The sequence below is a fragment of the Streptomyces sp. 3-6 genome, assembly GCF_056323165.1.
On sequence record NZ_JBWHZP010000003.1, the window covers coordinates 116,436 to 133,839 of the forward strand.

Annotated in this window: 13 protein-coding genes and 1 pseudogene; 11 read left to right on the forward strand and 3 right to left on the reverse strand. The window is 66.9% G+C overall.

The genetic code is table 11. The annotated features are described in order from the left end of the window. Positions 1-169 precede the first annotated feature (169 nt). Together AC02VZ_RS06625 and AC02VZ_RS06630 are read left to right on the forward strand one after the other, a co-directional pair. Positions 170-865, forward strand: a complete 696-nt coding sequence (locus tag AC02VZ_RS06625; RefSeq protein ID WP_432056875.1) for a DUF4190 domain-containing protein — start codon at positions 170-172, stop codon at positions 863-865. 560 nt (positions 866-1,425) lie between these two features. Continuing rightward, entirely contained in the window at positions 1,426-2,049 is a 624-nt protein-coding gene (locus tag AC02VZ_RS06630) for a DUF6000 family protein (RefSeq protein ID WP_476474799.1), read from the forward strand. A gap of 266 nt (positions 2,050-2,315) precedes the next feature. Here the strand turns inward: AC02VZ_RS06630 and AC02VZ_RS06635 are convergent, their stop codons facing one another. Both AC02VZ_RS06635 and AC02VZ_RS06640 read right to left on the reverse strand, forming a co-directional pair. Then, on the reverse strand, positions 2,316-2,762 hold the full coding sequence (locus tag AC02VZ_RS06635) for a hypothetical protein (protein ID WP_432056877.1): 447 nt from the start codon (positions 2,760-2,762) through the stop codon (positions 2,316-2,318). Continuing rightward, positions 2,759-3,025 (reverse strand): hypothetical protein, encoded by a 267-nt coding sequence (locus AC02VZ_RS06640; RefSeq protein ID WP_109381275.1) that lies wholly within the window; start codon positions 3,023-3,025, stop codon positions 2,759-2,761. Before AC02VZ_RS06640 ends, AC02VZ_RS06635 begins: the two co-directional genes overlap by 4 nt. Positions 3,026-3,404: 379 nt before the next feature. On the opposite strand from AC02VZ_RS06640, the gene AC02VZ_RS06645 reads away from it, so the two are divergent. The 3 genes and pseudogenes from AC02VZ_RS06645 to AC02VZ_RS06655 all read left to right on the forward strand — a co-directional run bounded on the left by AC02VZ_RS06645 (position 3,405) and on the right by AC02VZ_RS06655 (position 9,790). Next, complete coding sequence (locus tag AC02VZ_RS06645; RefSeq protein WP_432056878.1) at positions 3,405-3,692, forward strand: ScoMcrA-related endonuclease; 288 nt, start codon at positions 3,405-3,407, stop codon at positions 3,690-3,692. Positions 3,693-4,077: 385 nt separating this feature from the next. Beyond that, positions 4,078-4,403: pseudogene (locus AC02VZ_RS06650) on the forward strand (helix-turn-helix domain-containing protein). A gap of 503 nt (positions 4,404-4,906) precedes the next feature. Then, positions 4,907-9,790, forward strand: a complete 4,884-nt coding sequence (locus tag AC02VZ_RS06655; protein ID WP_476474800.1) for a hypothetical protein — start codon at positions 4,907-4,909, stop codon at positions 9,788-9,790. 186 nt (positions 9,791-9,976) lie between these two features. Here the strand turns inward: AC02VZ_RS06655 and AC02VZ_RS06660 are convergent, their stop codons facing one another. After that, positions 9,977-11,305, reverse strand: a complete 1,329-nt coding sequence (locus tag AC02VZ_RS06660; protein WP_476474801.1) for a helix-turn-helix domain-containing protein — start codon at positions 11,303-11,305, stop codon at positions 9,977-9,979. Positions 11,306-11,736: 431 nt separating this feature from the next. On the opposite strand from AC02VZ_RS06660, the gene AC02VZ_RS06665 reads away from it, so the two are divergent. The 6 genes from AC02VZ_RS06665 (at position 11,737) to AC02VZ_RS06690 (ending at position 17,332) form a co-directional block, all read left to right on the forward strand. After that, positions 11,737-11,940 (forward strand): hypothetical protein, encoded by a 204-nt coding sequence (locus AC02VZ_RS06665; RefSeq protein WP_476474802.1) that lies wholly within the window; start codon positions 11,737-11,739, stop codon positions 11,938-11,940. 103 nt (positions 11,941-12,043) lie between these two features. Beyond that, positions 12,044-13,165, forward strand: a complete 1,122-nt coding sequence (locus AC02VZ_RS06670) for a sugar-transfer associated ATP-grasp domain-containing protein (protein ID WP_476474803.1) — start codon at positions 12,044-12,046, stop codon at positions 13,163-13,165. Positions 13,166-13,178: 13 nt separating this feature from the next. Next, the gene (locus AC02VZ_RS06675; RefSeq protein WP_476474804.1) at positions 13,179-14,108 is read left to right on the forward strand and encodes a hypothetical protein; all 930 of its coding nucleotides are present in this window, start codon (positions 13,179-13,181) and stop codon (positions 14,106-14,108) included. Positions 14,109-14,159: 51 nt separating this feature from the next. Beyond that, positions 14,160-15,539: a cysteine--tRNA ligase gene (gene cysS, locus AC02VZ_RS06680; RefSeq protein ID WP_476474805.1), complete on the forward strand. Its 1,380-nt coding sequence runs from the start codon at positions 14,160-14,162 to the stop codon at positions 15,537-15,539. Beyond that, complete coding sequence (locus AC02VZ_RS06685; protein WP_476474806.1) at positions 15,536-16,105, forward strand: 2OG-Fe(II) oxygenase; 570 nt, start codon at positions 15,536-15,538, stop codon at positions 16,103-16,105. The genes cysS and AC02VZ_RS06685 overlap by 4 nt, the downstream gene beginning before the upstream one ends. Before the next feature lie 54 nt (positions 16,106-16,159). Beyond that, positions 16,160-17,332, forward strand: a complete 1,173-nt coding sequence (locus AC02VZ_RS06690; RefSeq protein WP_476474807.1) for a serine hydrolase domain-containing protein — start codon at positions 16,160-16,162, stop codon at positions 17,330-17,332. Positions 17,333-17,404: the final 72 nt, after the last annotated feature.

A 17,404-nucleotide genomic window follows, 5' to 3' on the forward strand; every position in this document is an offset into this window, starting at 1 on the left:
TGCGCCCGCCACCCTGCGAGGACACCCGACACAGCACACCTGGCCGCCCCCGTCAGTTCGCCACGGTCAGTTCGCCACGATCGGGTGAATTGCGCCGGATCGAGGCAACCGCACAGCAGCTCCACAAGTCACCCACTCACACGTCACAACGCACGTCCCAGGGGGGACCATGAGCCAGCAGTACCCGCCCCAGCCCCAGCAGGCCGGATACGGCGAACCCCGGCAGCCCGGCAGCAACGGCCTGGCCACCACCGCACTCGTCCTCGGAATCGTCGCCGTCGTGGTCAGCTTCATCCCTGTCCTCAACGTGGTGGTCTGGCCGCTCGCCGTCCTCGGGATCATCTTCGGCGCCATCGGCCTCTCCAAGGCGGGCAAGGTCGGCAAGGGCAAGGCCGCCGGCATCACCGGCCTCATCACGTCGGTCGCAGCGATCATGATGTTCTTCGCCATGAACGCCCTGTTCTTCTCCGCCGTCGACAAGGCCGGCGAGGAGCTGGACAAGTCGTACGACTCCGCCACCGTCGGCGACGGTGACTCCAAGACCGGCGGTACCGAGGAGTCCGAGGTCATGAAGGACTTCAAGATCACCAAGTGCGACGTCATCACCGGCGACCTGGGCATCAAGGAGTTGGCCATCCACGTCGACTACGTCAACAACGGCGACCGCCGATACTCGTACCTCGTCGAGGGCGAGGTCCTGGCCGACGGCAAGAAGGTCAACGACTTCATGTCGACCGCCGAGAACATCGCCCCGGGCCAGAAGTTCACCGACAAGAACGCTGGTGCGCTGGTGAACGCGGACGAGATCAAGGACGCAGCGAAGCTCGAGTGCAAGACCGTCAAAGCGTCCCGAACCAACTTCTGACCGCTGACGTCGCGCGATGCCGGCCACCGCGACCTCGGTCGCGGCCCGCGGCTTGCTCGGTTCATGGGGCGCGCAACTGGTGAGGCACGGGCTGGTCGAGGTCGTCGGCAGCCCGTGCCTCACCAGCCCACGCTCGAGGCCGGTGAGGATCCTCGGCCACCTGACCTCCGCCACGACCAGCCGGCCTCTCGGGCCGCCCGTGCCAGGGTTCGGACCGGCTGTGCCCGGCAACTGTCGTCTCACCCCGGGACGTTGGTTCGAGAAGCGTGATCGGCGTCAGGTCCATCCGCTCGCCCCGTGGCTGTGCTGCACGCGCCCTGACCCGCGACCGCCTGTGCGACGCTCCTCGTGACAGCCTGTCGGCCTTCAGCGTGTGACTTCCGTGAGCGAGCGACAGGGCCAGAAACCTCTCCACTCCACCCCGCGTGTCAGGCGGGCGGAGAACACGTCGTACGCGCCCGCAGACTCGCGTCCTGCAACGCACCGAGAAGAACGTAGGGGTAGGCGTCCGACCTGCCAATTCGCTGGTATTGCAGCTTCGTCCATACGAGGATGCCGCCGTGCGCCGTGCAGACCATGAGGAAGAGTCGCTCAAGCTGGTCCGCCGCTACGTCACGCCCGGCCGGCGGTATCTCAAACTCGGCGGCAGTCTTCTTGGGATGAGCGAACGCGACCGTACCAAGTTCCTCCGGGAGCTGGGCCAGGCTGCCGGTGAGATCAGTCCTCGTGAACTGGACACGTTGCTCGACCGAGGGTGGCGCGAGCGCAAGACGGCGGCCTGGCTCGTCGCCGCGGCGGGCAGATCCGAGTTCCGGGATCGTCTCGGTGAACTCCTGCTCGCCAGTGAAGGGCCCTACGCGGGGCAGGCATACTGCGTCGCTCTGGCCGTCTTCCGCACCAGGGCTGATGCCGACCTCTTGGTCGAGTACCTCGACCGCTACCTGCGGCGCCCCGACCTCTACTACGACCAGACAGCGGCCATCGGCGCGCTGCTGTTGCTCGACGCCGAACTCGGTGCTGACCACGCGACCCGGTTCCTCGCGCCTGACGGACTCTGGCAGCAGTGGATCGACGGGCCGCCCAGCAAGGACCGCGAGGCCCCCGACAGGTACCGAGACTTCATCGGCACACTCTGCGCTTTCGCTGATGAGGCTGCCAGGCACTGCCCCGACAGGCTGATCTGAGTTCCTCGCTGTGGGCAGTCACCACCATCGCCCGGCCAGTGGAGCCATCAGCGATGTGGGCTCCGTATGGACTCTGCCGGCGCACGTGTGACAGGAACCCTGAAACGCCGAGGGGCCGACCCGGGAAGGACTTCTCAGCGGTTCTCACGTGTTCGCGGAGTTCGACGGCCTCGTGTGTGCTGAATCTGTGCCGGTCGATGCCGTCCGGCGAAGGCCATGGGTTGCTTGGGGCCGGCGACCGGCCGGAGTGAAGTGCAGGCGTCCCGTCACACCTTCTCGACTCGCACGGAGCGGCCCGCGAGGAGTTGATTCATGTCGTCGGCGTCGGAGGTGAAGACGGTTGCCTGGGCTCCCGATGCGGCTTCCCGCCCGGCCACAGCCGCCAGAACGGCGTCGATGGCGTACTTGTGCCCGTGCAGGCCGGCTGCCCTCAGCATGTCGCGCGCCATGGCGATCACCTGGTCGTCCGTGTGCACGACGCGGATCCGGGACAGCGCCCAGTTCCACAGTGCCTGCCGCGACGCTTCGCGCGGGTCCCAGGCTTCCAGGATCGTGAGCGCCGAGGTGACGATCGGGATGTCGAGCCGCGGGGCCGTCTTGATCAGCGCGGCCATCTCCCGGTCGCCCTGGACCGCCTTGGAGAGGGCTTCGGAGTCGAACACGAAGACGCGCCGGCGCGGCCGGTGCAGCTTCACTCGGGCAGTGCGGCTCACGCGGCCTCGTCCGAAGCCGATCGCTGCTCGTCATGCCAGCCGTCGATGGCGGCGATGCGCTCCAGTGCTGCCTGCTGCTCGTCGTCCGTCACGGCGCCGTGCTCTTCCTCGAGCCGGTCGGCCAACTCGCGCAGTCGGTCCATGGCGTCCTGGTGGGCGGCGGCGGCCGCGATGTAGCCGGACACCCCGCGTGCGTCGACGCGCTCCTTGATCGACTCCACCAGCTCTTCCGGCACGGTGATGGTGATCTTCCTGGTTGCCATACTTCGAGTATGCCACGCTCTGTGTGGCGTGGCTTGACTCCTCGAAGAAGCCGGCTCCGAAGAGCAGGGGTGCCCGTGATGCCGCCCTCCACCCGGGCGAGGACTCCGGCCCGGCCGGCCACGTCCCGATCGGGCGCAGATGCAGCACGACCCGCGACAGGTCGTGAGGCACGGCGTGAACATCCACAGCGGCCGCGTACTCGCCCACGTCCTGGCCGTCGACCGCGACGGTGCAGGAACGCCCGTCGATACTCAGCTGATCACGGTTCGGTGTCGTCACCGGCGGAGTCTGCGCCCACGGTCGGTCGGACGACCGCCGGAGGGCTCTTCCCCGGCGGGCACGGTCCCGTATGTCGGTGGCTTCGTCTACCTTCCCAGCATGACGCTGAACGAAATCACTCGATCTGCGATCCTGCAGGCTGTTGCGGAGTACGACCGGCTCGGTCGGGATGCGTTCCTGGAGAGATACGGATTCGGACCGTCACGTAGCTACCTGCTCGAGATCGATGGCAAGGAGTACGACTCAAAGGCCATCGTGGGGGCGGCACATGGCTATCTGCCCGGACGGGATCCTCTGGGACGCGACGAGTTCTCCGGCGGCAAGGACCACGCTGCCAAGCTGTTGAGCGACCTCGGATTTGACGTTGTGGTCCGTACGGCGGGCTGATCCCTGACGGCACCCGACATCGAAGGCCGCCGAATCTGCGACCTCAGCACGAGGAAACGGTGCTGCAAGTGGCTCACCGGAAGGCAGGAGGGCCACTGCGACGTGGGCTGATCAATGCTGGTCCGTTGCGACCGGAATGCGTTGAACCGTGAGTTGTGCCGTCCGCGACAGATGTTCTCGGTCATCGCGGCGAACGAGCCCGGTGCCCGAGGCCGTGCGCCTCCCGTACCGGCTCGCTCCGGGCAGCGGATCGTTCTGCTGGCGGTGTTCCGTAAGACGGGGATGCGTGAGGTCGCGGAAGTCGAGCGTGCGCACCAGGCCAGCAGGTCTGCGAGACCGAGCACGGCCGGGCCGAGCACACCTACGAGCGGCGCGAGGAGGGTTGATGAAGCACAGCACATGGAGGACGCGCCGGGCCCGGCAGCTTGCGAGTGAGGCGGTGGAGTACGCCCAGGAGTACGTCGACGCGCGGCTGGCCGGCGACCTCGGGCAGGCGGTCCACGACCGCAGGATCGAACTCGGCACCTGTCCCAGGCAGAGCCGGCCGGGCGGGCCGGGATGACGCAGCCTCAGGTGTCCTGGATGGAGGGAGACGACACCGTGCCGACGCTCCCGCTGCTGCGGCACCTGGCCAAGGCCCTGGACGGCACCCTGAACCTGGCCATCGACGAGGGCGACTCCCGTGCCACCTTCACCCCGCACGCCGCCTGAAACCGAACCGCCAAAGGCCCCGGACCATGATCGGTCCGGGGCCGTTTGGCTGGTGCCCCCGGCAGGATTCGAACCTGCGACACCCGCTTTAGGAGTGGGATCGAATCTGTGATCGGGAGTGATCATCCATGCCGGCATGCCGGGTGGTGCTGTCCGTGCAGGTCAGCGCCACCTGGCCTTACGCCCACCCCTGCTCCCTGACACCGTATGCCGCTCCGTCCGCGCACGCATCGCGCACGCATTCGGTCGTGTGACCAGCCGTTCTCCAGCCCGAGAGGGCGCCCCTACCGTCGCGTGGCAGTTGACTGAAGGCGGGACTACCTCCTATCGCCGTACCCATCTGCGATGTCAGTGGTGCGCCATATGATGCAGAGATGGTGGGGCGCGACGGAGCGGAACAGGTGGCCAGCCCGTACTCGACTGGTGGCGGTGGCACGGTCTTGGAGCACCGTTTCGGTGCTGTCCTACTGGCTCACCTTCTCCTAGGCGATCCAGTACCGGCTTTGGGCGACGAAGTGACGCCGGTGGAAGTGCGCTTTCAGGACAGTCATTTCAGTGCCGTAGACGACCTGATCGTCGTCGGCAACACAGCCGACGGAGCGCAGCGGCGGTTGTCGATCGGAGTGCGTAGGGCCCCGAGCTTCGTAACCAGCGACGATTCCACAGCGGACCTACTTGTGTCCTACCTGCGGGTTGTTACCGACCATTGGGACGAGGCCAGTACGGGACGCTGGCGCCTGGCAGTTGCAGTGGCCAGTCCCAATCCGGCCGTACAACAGGTGCGTGAGCTGGCTGTGATCGCTCATGGGCAGCCCGATGAGGAGTCGTTCCGCGCAGCCGTAGAACAGGCGGGCCGTACGAGCAACGCTGTTCGCACGCGATTGACTCATCTGGATGCGTTGATCGCTAAGGCGGCTGCCAGCCCGAAGGTACGTACCGAGACACCTGACGCGGAGCTGACCTGGCGAGTCCTGCACGTGCTCTGGTTGTGGGAGCTGAGGCTGGAGGGAGTCGACGAGTCCGACCGCACAGCGGTCGTGGGGCGTCTGAGGGGTATCGTTCCCGACTCCTCCGTAGAGGGTGCCGACGCACTGTTCGAAGCGCTGGGCAGGCTCTCTCAGGGGTACGCCCCGGCAGCGGCCACTGTCACCGAGAGCATGCTGCGAAGGCAGCTTTCCGGGGCTGCGGCTCTTGACCGCTCCCCGTCCTACCCCGCAGCGTGGCGTGTCCTCGACGCCTTGTCGGAGACGGCTGAGAATCTCGTACGGTTCCGGTTGACCGGCGCTGGCGAGAACCTTGAGTTGGAGCGCGTCGAGGCCGGAAGCGCCCTGGCTGCCGAAGCAAGAGCGGTCGCATCGCAGGCGACCGCACTGATCGTTCACGGTGAGCCTGATGCTGGCAAGTCGGCTCTGGCCTTGCGTACCGCCGGCCAGCTACGAGCCGACGGGGTCGCAGTCACAGTGCTGAACCTGCGAGAGATTCCCGCGACCCTGGTGGAATTCGAGACGCTGCTCGGTGCCCGCCTCGCAGTGGTGCTTGGTGCCTCGGCGGTCGGTACGGGGCGCCTTCTGGTCGTTGATGGCGCGGAGTCGGTGCTGGAAGGCCGTGCCCGGTTGCTCTCCGACCTTGCACGGGCGGCCATGACCGCCGGGCTTGGCGTAGTGGCGGTAACCCGCACTGATGGTTCCGGAGCCGCACGTGATGTCCTCATGCAGGCAGCGGAAAGTGTGGAGCGGCACGGCGAGGTCATCGAGAACCTCGTTCGTGAGCATGAGGTCCCTCGGCTGACCTCGGTTGAGATCACGCAGTTGGTTGAGGTCTTTCCGCAATTGCAGCGGTGGGCCAGTGACGAGCGGGCGCAGTGGTTGCTAGGCAGGCCAGGTCTGGTTGACATGTTGCTGCGTGCAGGTCCGAGCGTGGCGGCCCCTCAAGGAGTGGCGTCGGAGGCCGACCTGTTCGCTGCCGTCTGGGGGCACTTGGTGCGCCGCGGAGAGATGGTGGTGGCAGGAGGGCCCTCCCCTGACGCTCGTGATCAATCTCTTCGTGCACTGGCCAGGCGCCAGCTGCTTCCGCACGAGAACTCTGCGCCACCTGATTCAGCCGCGTTGCCTTCCCTGCGTTCCGACGGTTTGCTGGCGCCGCTGAATGCGACCAGTGCCTGGAACCCGTCCGATCGATTTGCCAGCGATCTCGTGCGAGACATGGCAATGGTGCGGCTGCTCGTCACGGACGGCTTCGATCTCCTCTCAGCTGCCGATGCGCCGCGCTGGGCGCTACGTGCCGCACGTGTCGCATGCCAGGCCCAGCTACTCACTACTGCTGACGTCAGGCGGTCACTTGCACACCTGCGTGCCGTCTTTGATCAGATCGCGGTTGACCACGGCGAGCGGTGGTCGGATGTGCCGTGGGAGGCAGTGCTCACCCTCGGTACAGCCGGCGAGGTCCTCGGCCGGGCATGGCCCGAGTTGCAGAAGGACCGGCAAGCCGGATTGCGTACAACGATTCGGTTGGCCATGCAGCGCTACGCGTCTCATGACGTCGGCGACCCGGTGGTGCTTGCGCCGCTGGTCGAGTTGACCTTCTGCCGCGAACACGATGCCGACTCCGATGACAGCTCCCGGGCTACCTATGACATGAGTCGCGCCATCCGCGAACTGGTGCTGGCCTGGCTGCGCGGACTGGTGAGAGCTGAGGTGGGTGTATCCATCCCAATTCGGCAGACGGTGAGGGACCGCATCCTCGCAGCCGAGCCAGAGCATTGGGACGAATTTGCTGTGGAAGCATTGGCACTGCTTGGCCCAGATCTCGATGCACGGGCCGAGGCGTTCCTCAGGGGAATTGCTGACGACGGTGGTGCGCGTCTCGACCCTGTCGTGGAGAATTTCTGGCCCGTGACAGGCATGGCTAGGTATCAGCCGGATCTGCTCTTGGTCTTTGCTGAGTCCTATTACATCGAACGGTACGACTCCGAGGCGGCTAAATACGGCGGGTTTCGTTCGTACCCGTTTGATGATGGCATCCGGCACCACCGTGCTCGTGGAGGCATCACTGAACGGATGGCAGGGTGGTACCACGGCCCCTTCTGGCAGCTGCTGAAAGCCCGCACCGTGCCGACGCTGGCGTTGATCAATCGGATGCTCGACCACGCGGCGGCCATCCGGGTTGGAGACCGCGATAGCCACGTTCAGATTCCCGAAGATGAGCTGACCGGCGTGGATCTGGATTTGCCGGGGGTCGGTGTCAGGCACTGCGTCGGGGACGAACACGTATGGGCCTGGTATCGAGGGTCGTCAGTCGGCCCGTACCCGTGCATGAGTGCGCTGCTCGCGGTTGAGCGCCTCGCGGACCAGCTTGTGGCCATCGCTGATATTCCGATGGCTCAGGTTATGCAGTTGCTGTTGCGTGACTGCAACAACCTGGCCATGCCTGGCCTCGTGGTCGGGTTCCTTGTGCGGCATCTGGAGCAGGCGGGTGATCTGCTGGATCCTTGGATGCGGGACCCAGACGTATGGCATCTGGAATTCGCGCGAGTCGCTGGTGAAGGAGTGCTGTACGTACAAGGCCCGGACGAACCTGACCTTGTGGGGCGCTCTCGCCGTCGAAGCAATCTGCGTGACGTCGCCGCCGAACTCACCATCCGAGCGACCCTCTCCGGTGATCAGAACCGGCTCAACGAGCTCGCGGCCACAGGCGAGGAACTCATCCGTCGTGCCGAGGAACTGGTCGCTGACTCCCAGGGCGGTGCGGATGCTGATCGGATGCTCACCTCAGTACGGGGATGGGCGGCGACGTTCAGTCCGGAGAATTTTCATCCGGAAACTGATGAGTCTGGCAACTTGATCGTGCAGTATCAGCACCCCGAGCCGCTGGCGACTCGCATGCAGCCCGAAGCTGAGATGTTCGACCGTGCCGGCCAGGCGTTGCGCTTGCAGAACACCTACGCCAGATCCGCCGATCGCGTTGCCCCGGTTGACACTCTTCTGGCTGACATCGCCTTGGCGCGATCCCTGGGCGACGCCCCACCCAGTCCTGTTCTCAACCGCCTTGACCCGATTGCTGCCGTCGCTGCTGCCGCAGCCGTCGCACACGCCCGCGGACGGGTCCAGGTTCCGGTTGACGACTTGCGTTGGGCGACGGATGTCTTGATCGAGGCGATCGCCGAACCGAGTCGGGCTGAGTATGTCTCTTCTTCCTTCTACTCGGTGGGTGCTGATCGATCTGCGGCGACTGGACTGCCGGCACTCTTGGCCGTGGCATCTGATGACGTCGACCTCGATCGTCAGGCAATCATCGGCGCCTTGGACCGCTGCACCACGAACCACTTCGACGAGGTACGCATCGCGTTTGCCCTGGCTGTCGAACGTGTCTGGGGTGCCCCGTGCGACGCTGACCAGCAGTCGAGCCCGTGCCGCCACCAAGTAGCGCTCAACGTCGTGCGGGCGGGACTAGAGGACTGCCGCTTGGGAGATTGGGACCCAGTAGTTGGTTCACGCGGCCGTCCCCGGCTCGACGGTCCCTACGAGCAGACGTTGCCCGAGGTCGAGACGGAGCGGCTATATCTGACGTCACTGATCCCGCCACTTATCGCCGCCGGTTCGGCGTCCCTCAGCGACAGCTGCGTGGCGGATCAGGCCGACGGACTGACCAAGGTCCTGCTCGACGCCCATGCGCGCGCCGCCGACCACTGGGCGAGGGAAGGGTACGAGAACCGACACAGTAGGCAGGGCGCTCGTGTCATCGTTGACCTGGCGATCAGGGGTAACACCGAGCCACTCAAGGCACACGCGCAGCGCTTCGCCGCCAACGGTCGTGCCTTGCACGGTTTTCTCCATGACCTCACCGTGTTGTTCACCTATGACGATGGCCTACGCCCGTCCCTTCTGGACATTTGGTTTGTCGTCATGGAGGCCGCCCTCGATGCCATCGGCGACGGCAACGAACTACGCACCGACCACCATTGGGGCGACTACGCTCTGGGGGCGCTACTGCCTGCACCTGAGATCGACATGAGCGACACCGACATCGACGCGACCCTAGCCCGCGCCCGAGAAGGCTGGCTGCACCCCGACAACCTTGAGGGCCTTGTCGCTCGTTGGGTAAGGATCGCCCGGCAGGAACCCAAGGCCCTCGACGCACTCGCGAAACTTGGCAAGTGCGCTCCGCTTGAATGGCAGCGGGACACAGGGCTCACATTGGCGGAGCAATTGGTCGACGGCAACTATGGCGTCATCGCCAACAAATGCTGGTACGTCACCGACTGGCTCAAGACACTGCACTCACGCGATGCAATGCTGCCGGATCACATTGCACGGTGGCGACGCCTCGTCGATGGGCTGGCAGCAGCAGGTGACCATCGGGCAGCCACCTTGCAACTAATCGAAGAGTGACCTCACGGTGCGGGGCTCGCCGACATGACGTCATCGGCCTCCTTAGTTGAGGACTGACTGCATCGCGGATCAGCTCGGGCGGTGGGTCACTGATGGGCATTTCGCGCACGACTGCACCGCGGGTGCACGATTCCTGCCGAAGATCGACGGCTCCACCACGGTCGGGGCATGCGAGACCTCGTGCTGTCAGACCGAAGCGGGCAGAGCCGAGAGGCGATCGCGGAACGCCCGTACGGCCGGCACCCTGGCATGCGGTTCGAGGTAGCGGCTGAACTTGGTCAGCCGGACGTGTGCCCGGTCGGAGCGGACTCGGTTCTCCAGCAGCTCAAGGCCGACGTTGGCAGCGTCCAGAGCGCCGTCCAGATCCCGGGCGGCCAGCCGTGCCGTCGCGAGGCGACCGGAACGCACCGCCCGGTCGCGCGGCACCGCTTGGTCCACCGCCACGGCGAGGGCGCTGGTCGCCCGCTCAGGGAAGCCGGAACGCAGCATGATCTTGCCTTCGGTGGATTTGAGCTGGGCCTCGCCGTACCAGCCGAGCCAGTCGGGGCGGTCGCCTTCGTGGTGGGCGCCCCACAGGTCGTAGGCGCGGTTGAGGGACTTGCCGGCGGCTTCGTGCTGGGTGTCTCGGGAGAGGGCTTCGGCTTGGTGGAGGTAGAGGTATGAGGCCGCTGCCGGCGGGAGGGCCGAGGGGGCGTTGCCGATGGCGGTGTCGATGAGCTTCACGCGTGCGGCCGTGTCGCCGGAGTCGGAGATGTGGACGCCCATCTCGGCAAGGATGAAGGCGCCGAAGCCGTCGTCCTTCGCGCTGTGGGCGCTGCGGAGGGCGCCGACGTAGTAGCGCTGGCCGAGGGAGCGGAGACCCTTGTCGTAGGCCATCCATCCGGCGAGGTACGACACGCGGGCGGCCGTGGCGTACAGGCGGTGTTCGACGGCGTCGGTGTAGCGCCCGTGGTCGAGGAGGCTGGTGATCAGCGCGAGGTCGCTGGTGGCCTGGTCCAGGAGGCGGGCGCCGCCCATCTGGTCGTCGAGGGTGCGGAGGGTGTTTACGCGCGCTTCGATGGTGGTCACCATGGCGTCGGTGACGCGGTCGCCGTCGATTGCCGAGGCGAACGCCTCTGGTGCGGCTGCCCAGTTGGCGGCGACTCCCGTCAGCGCACCGCCGGTGATGGACAGGAAGCCCCGACGATCCATGTGGCCGCTCCTGACCAGATCAGCGAATACCTTCACGGTGCCGGCCGGAGTCCACGGGGCCGCCAGGGCTGTCGACTCCCACGCCGGCAGCCATCGAGGCCAGGGCACCGAGCGTACGTGTTCCTCGGGGACGCCCAGCAGGTCGGCGAGCACCCGTTGCGCGTCCGTGTCAGGCGCCTGCCCCTGCTCCCACTTCCAGACCGTCGTCCGGTTGGTGGCCAGCGGTACGCCCAATTCGGCCCCGCGTTCGCGCATGAGCCGGGCTAACTCGGCCTTGCCCCAGCCCTTGCCTTCTCGCACGTAGGTCAGTGGGTGCAGAGCCATCGGGTCAGACATCCCACCCTCCCCTCAGGTTGGTAGTCAGGAGGCTACTCCCCGTGGGTGCGAGAAACGGGGGTTTCTCTCGCTGGAGGAACCCCCTGGAAACGTTCCGGGCCCGTGGTCCACGGCCGTTCACTGGGCCTCACGCCGTTCGGAGCTGAGCACCCGGGTTAACCGGCTCCCCCGCCCCGCTCCGGACGGCTCCCAGGACCGCAGCCCGTCATCGACGTCCCTCGCGTGGGTGGCGGGCTGCATACCCCCGAGGAGATCGTGATGAGCCAGCCTCTGCCCGTCCGTACGCCCGGCGACAGCGGACGACAGCACACGGTTCCCGAGCCGCCGGCCGGTCCGAGCCCGGCCCTCCGAGCCCGCGCCGAATCCGGGTGGGAGAGATTCCTCCGTCGCGGAACGAGCGACCGCGAGGAGTCCGAGCAGTGAATCCGGTCGACGCCGAAGGCCGGGAGGACCACCCCCTCCTTCACCGCATGGTCCGCGACATCGCGAGCCGGGGTGAAGGGGAGTTGACGGCCGTCGTCCACGAGAGGCACGGCGGCCGGCTCATCCGCATCGCCCACATCCAGCCCGCGAACGGCATCGCCTGGTCGACCGCGGCCGACAACGTCGGGCCCGCCCGATGAGGCAGCGCCTCGCTGTCGTGGCCTACGTGATCGTCGTCAGTGCGCTCGTCGTCACCTTGGCCATCGCCGGGACCCCGGACCACTGAGAAACGGGAGGAGCACCATGAGACGCACCGCGAACCGCGGATTCAACCACCGCCAGGCCCTGACCGAGGAGTGGTTCCGCACCCAGGTTGTTCCTCGCGTGTCCGGCGCGCGGTTTCTCCCTTACCAGGTATGGCAGTTGCGGCATGAGCACCTTCCCGCGATGTTGCGCGCAGAGGACAGGAAGAGCCTGGCCCGCATCGCCAGCGACTTGGTCAAGGTCTCCGCGCGGTGGCGCTGCCTGCCGTTCCACTACTTCCGCTACGGCAGCTACAGGCGTGAGGTGTCCGTCGAGAGCGCCTGCTCGTTCCTGCCGGAGACGGCCCTGTTCCATCGGCTCCTTCCCCGAGTGAACCGGGACGCGATCGACCTGGACGACAAGACGTCCTGCAAGAGGATCCTCGCCTCGGCCGGCATCCCGCAGCCCGCGCTGATCGCGAGCGGTGACCGCCGCGCGGGTGTGACGTCCGCTGGTGATGTGGTGCGGCTGACGGAGGTCCTCGGCCACGCTTCCGGACTCGGTCGTGTGGTGGTCAAGCCCTCCCGGTACTCCAGCGGTGGGTCCGGCATCGTGATCGTGCGGCCTGGTGAGGACGACTTCGACCTCCCGGCCTACGCGCAGCGGTGGGGCACGTGGCTGGTGGAGCAGCACGTTCCGCAGCATCCCGACTTGGACGTGCTGAACCCGTACGCCCTCAACACGTTCCGCGTGATCACGCTGCTGCGGGGCGGTGCCGCCGAGGTCCTGTACGTGATGTTGAAGCTTGGCGGCGCCGAGAGCACCACGGACAACTCGGCCGCCAGCGGCATGCAGATCCGAGTCCACCCCGACGGGCGACTCGACCGCCATGGCTACGACCGGTACCTGAACGCCCACACCCGGCACGGCGTCAGCTCGGTGCAGTTCGCCGACCACCGGATCTCCCGCATGGCGGAGGTCCGAGAGCTGGCCGAACGCTGTGCCCGCTTGTTCCCGCAGGTGCCCTTCATCGGCTGGGACATCGCTCTCACGCCCGGCGGCCCTGTGGTCATCGAGGGCAACAGCAGCCCTTCCCTCGCACATATCCAGCGCACCCATGGTGGCGTCGCGCTGGAGCTCGTTCCCGCGCTCCGCTCCGTGATGGATCGCCCGATCATCTGACCAAGGAGTTCCCGTGGAAAACCTGAGAATGCAGGCCCGCGCCGCAGCCGGAGGTCTGCTCGACACACTCAAGACGATGCCTGAGGTCCAGGCGCTCTACGTCCTGTCCTCCTCGGCGGTCGCGCCCCGCAACGTCACCCGATTCAGTACCGACTCCGACTTCGATCTGGCCGTCATCCTCGACGTCCCGATCAAGGAGGACGAGTGGAGGGCGAGGCCGGCGGACACGTACGCCCTGGTCCGCGACCGGCTCCCCGCCTGGATCCCGGAGTTCAGCTTCCACCTGCCGGTCCCCTGGGGACGCATGGAGGTCAACGTCCACCAGCTCCTCTTCCAGTACGAGGCCGACCCCCGAACGACGTGGAACAGCGACAAGTGCGACGCCTACGGGAACAAGGGCGAGCCGCTGTTCGACCGCGAAGAAGCCTTCGGGGCGCTGATCTCCCACAAGACGCGCGAGCAGCTCCAGCGCCTGGAGGGCGAGACCTACCGGCTGCACAACCGGATCACCTGGGACGTGCGCGAGATCCCGCTGCGCATGGCGCGGCGGGTCGGAGTGCCCACGGGCCACTTCGTCCTCTCCGGGGCGCTGGACGAGGTCGTGGACTGGATGTACGCCCGCTCGGGCCAGCTGCTGCCGAACATGAAGTGGAAGCTGTACTCCCTCGGCGCACTCGGCCTGATCAGCAGCGAGCAGGAGAACCTGCTGATCGAGGCCCAGCAGTGTGACCCGCTGTCGATGGTCGACCTGGAGCGGCGGTGCGAGGCCCTGAGCGAGTTCTGCCGCGTGGTCGGGATGGACCTCAGCCCCGGGGCGATCGAGGCCGTACGGAAGGCGTACCAGCAGGCCAACCACCACCTTCTCGGGGAGGAGGCGGCGATCTTCGCCACCCTGCCGTCCCCGCGGTTCGTCCCCTTCGGCGAGAGCGGCGGTTCCAGTTAGACGCTTATGTCCGGGCGTCAGTACGCTGCGTGATCCGCTTACACAGGAGGCATGATGTCGATCAAGGTCCACAACACGCTGACCGGCCAGGTCGAGGAGTTCCGCCCCGAGCGGGAGGCCGAGGTGCGGATGTTCGTGTGCGGACCCACGGTGTACGGCCCCAGCCACGTCGGGCACGCGAAGACGTACACGCAGTTCGACTTCATCGCCCGGTACCTGGAGGCGAGCGGGTACAAGGTCACGTACCTCCAGAACATCACCGACGTCGACGACAAGATCATCCGGCGGTCGGCGGAGCAGAGCGTCCCGCCGGAGGAGATCGCGGCCCTCTTCGAGAAGCAGTACCTGGAGGACATGGCCGCGCTGGGGAACACCCGTGTCGATGTCCACGCACGGGCCCACGACCACATCGACGCGATCGTGGACCAGATCAAGCGGCTGATCGAGCGTGGCCACGCCTACAAGCTCGATGACGGCTGGTACTTCGACCTGGCGTCGTTCCCCGCGTACGGCAAGCTCTCCGGCCGCACCGATCTCCGTCCCGAGGACTCGGTGTCGCGGATCGACGACAACTCGAAGAAGCGCAACCCGGGCGACTTCGCCCTGTGGAAGGGCCGCAAGGACGGCGAGCCGTTCTGGGAGACCGACCTGGGCCCGGGCCGGCCGGGCTGGCACATCGAGGACACCGCGATCACGGAGACCTTCTTCGGGCCCTCGTACGACCTGCACGGCGGCGCCGTCGACCTCATCTTCCCGCACCACGAGGCCGAGGTGGCCCAGATGGAAGCCGCCTCCGGCATCGAGCCCCTGGCCCGCTACTGGATGCACACCGGTCTGCTGCGGGTCGACGGCGAAAAGATGTCGAAGAGCACCGGCAACTTCCTCACCATCCGCGACGCCCTCGCCCGGACGGACTTCCGCACCCTGCGGCACGCCTTCCTCTCCCAGCACTACCGCTCCTCGATGGAGCTGAACGACTCCACCCTGGAGCAGGCCCGAGGGGCACGCCGCCGGATCGAGAACTTCGCCCGGACCATCGACCCCGCGCACACCGACAGCCCGGCGAACGCCGCACGGGCGACGGACGCCTGGAAGGAGATGCGCGAGCGCCTGGACGACGACTTTGACACCCCTGGTGCCCTCGCCGTCCTGTTCCAGTACATCCGCGAGCAGAACCGCATGGAGGAGCCGGCCGGCCCGGCCGCCCTGCGGCTGATCGAGGACGTGAACAACCTTTTCGGAACCTTCGACATCCCCGGCGCTGCCCAGAGCGACGCCGCCGTCGACGAACTCGTGAAGGAACGCGACCGGCTCCGTGCGGCGAGGAAGTTCGCCGAGGCCGACGCGATCCGTGACCAGCTCACCCAGCAGGGCGTCGTCCTTGAGGACTCGCCCGAAGGCACCCGTTGGTGGAAGGAGAGCACCACATGACCTGGAAGAGCCGCTTACCGCTCGTCGTAGAGAGCGCCATCCCTCTCAGCCTCTGCGGAGCGCTGATGGACCACGTGAAGAGCCACACCGCCCGCCCCCGCACCTACCAGGGCGTCATCGACGAATCGCTGCGCAAGAGCGAATACGTCGAGATCCCGACGCACCTGGAGGAGGCGGTCATCTCCCACTGCGCTGCCCACCTGCGCAGCCACTTCGAGATCGTCCCGAAGCGCATACCCACTCAGCCGGCGGTCGTCTACCGCTACGGCCCCGGCGTCGGCTTCGTCGCCCACCACGACGAGGTCACCGACATCGAGCGCGAGCGGGCTCGGACCAACGGACAGCCCGTCGTCGGCGGCGACCTCACCCTCGTGGTCTGGCTCAACACGCCGGACTCCTACGGCGGAGGCGAGCTGTTCTTCGAGAACCCCACCCAGGAGATCAAGCCACCCTGCGGCAGCCTGGTCGCCTTCCCGGCTACCCGCGACCACATCCACGGCGTACGGCCGATCACGAGGGGCGAACGCGTCACCCTCGTCGTACGCGTCGACGCCGATCGCCTCTGAGCAGAGGCCAGTTCCCCTGTCAGCTGGGGCAGCGCGGCTGCCAGGATGAACGGTATGACGACGATCAACGGTGAGGTAGCGCCCGGATTCGAACTGGTCCGCGAGGCGTTCGCAGCGAACTTCACCCAGCACGGGGACATCGGCGCGGCCGTGTGCGTCTACTGGCACGGCCAGCCGGTGGTCGATATCTGGGGTGGCGTCGCCGATGCTGACACCGGCCGTCCGTGGGAACGGGACACCTTGCAGCTGGTCTACTCGGCGACCAAGGGGGTCACCGCGACCGCAGTGCACATGCTGGTCGAGCGCGGCATGCTCGACCTCGACGCACCGGTGGCGAAGTACTGGCCGGAGTTCGCGGCGAACGGCAAGGCGGACATCCCCGTCCGCTGGCTCTTGTCCCACCAGGCCGGCTTGGTCGCCCTGGACGAGCCGCTTCCGCTGGCCGAGGCGTTGGCCTGGGATCCCATGGCAGCAGCGCTCGCGGCCCAGCGCCCGCTGTGGACTCCGGGCACTGCACACGGGTACCACGGCCGGACCTGGGGCTGGCTGGTAGGCGAGGTGATCCGCCGAGTCTCCGGCCGCTCTCCAGGCCGCTTCTTCGCCGACGAGATCGCGCAACCCCTCGGTCTGGACTTCTACATCGGCCTGCCGGCGAACGAACGCGACCGAGTCAGCCGCATGGCGTACCAGCGCCCGGCCGTCGACCTCACCACCGTGCCCGCCGAGGAGGTTCCCAAGGAACTCCGCGAACAGGTCGCCGCCTGGCGCGACCCGAACTCCTTCAGCAACCGGGCCTTCGCGGTCACTGACCCGGCCGCGATCGACTTCGACTCCCCCGAGGTGCAGGCCGCCGAACTCCCGTCCTCCAACGGCATCGGCACCGCACGCTCACTGGCCCGCATGTACGCCGCACTGATCGGCGAAGTCGACGGCGTACGCCTGCTCACCCCGCAGACCCTCGCGTCCGTGACGGAGGAGCAGGCCAATGGGATTGACCAAGTGATGGTGATCCCCAGCCGATTCAGCACCGGATACATGCTCCCCACCGAGGGCAACCTCATGACCGGCCCGAGCGCCTTCGGCCACACAGGCCGCGGCGGCTCACTCGCCTTCGCCGACCCCGAGCACGGCATCGCCTTCGGCTACGCGATGAACCACATCATCAGCGGTGCCAGCGACGTACGCGCGGCTGCGCTTGCCGAAGCGGTACGGAAGTCGGTGGCTTAGTCTCACGTGATGCCTTCGCGGCCGTGTCCCTGTCCGCGACCACGCCGCTGGACGAGGTCGAGGACAGGGATA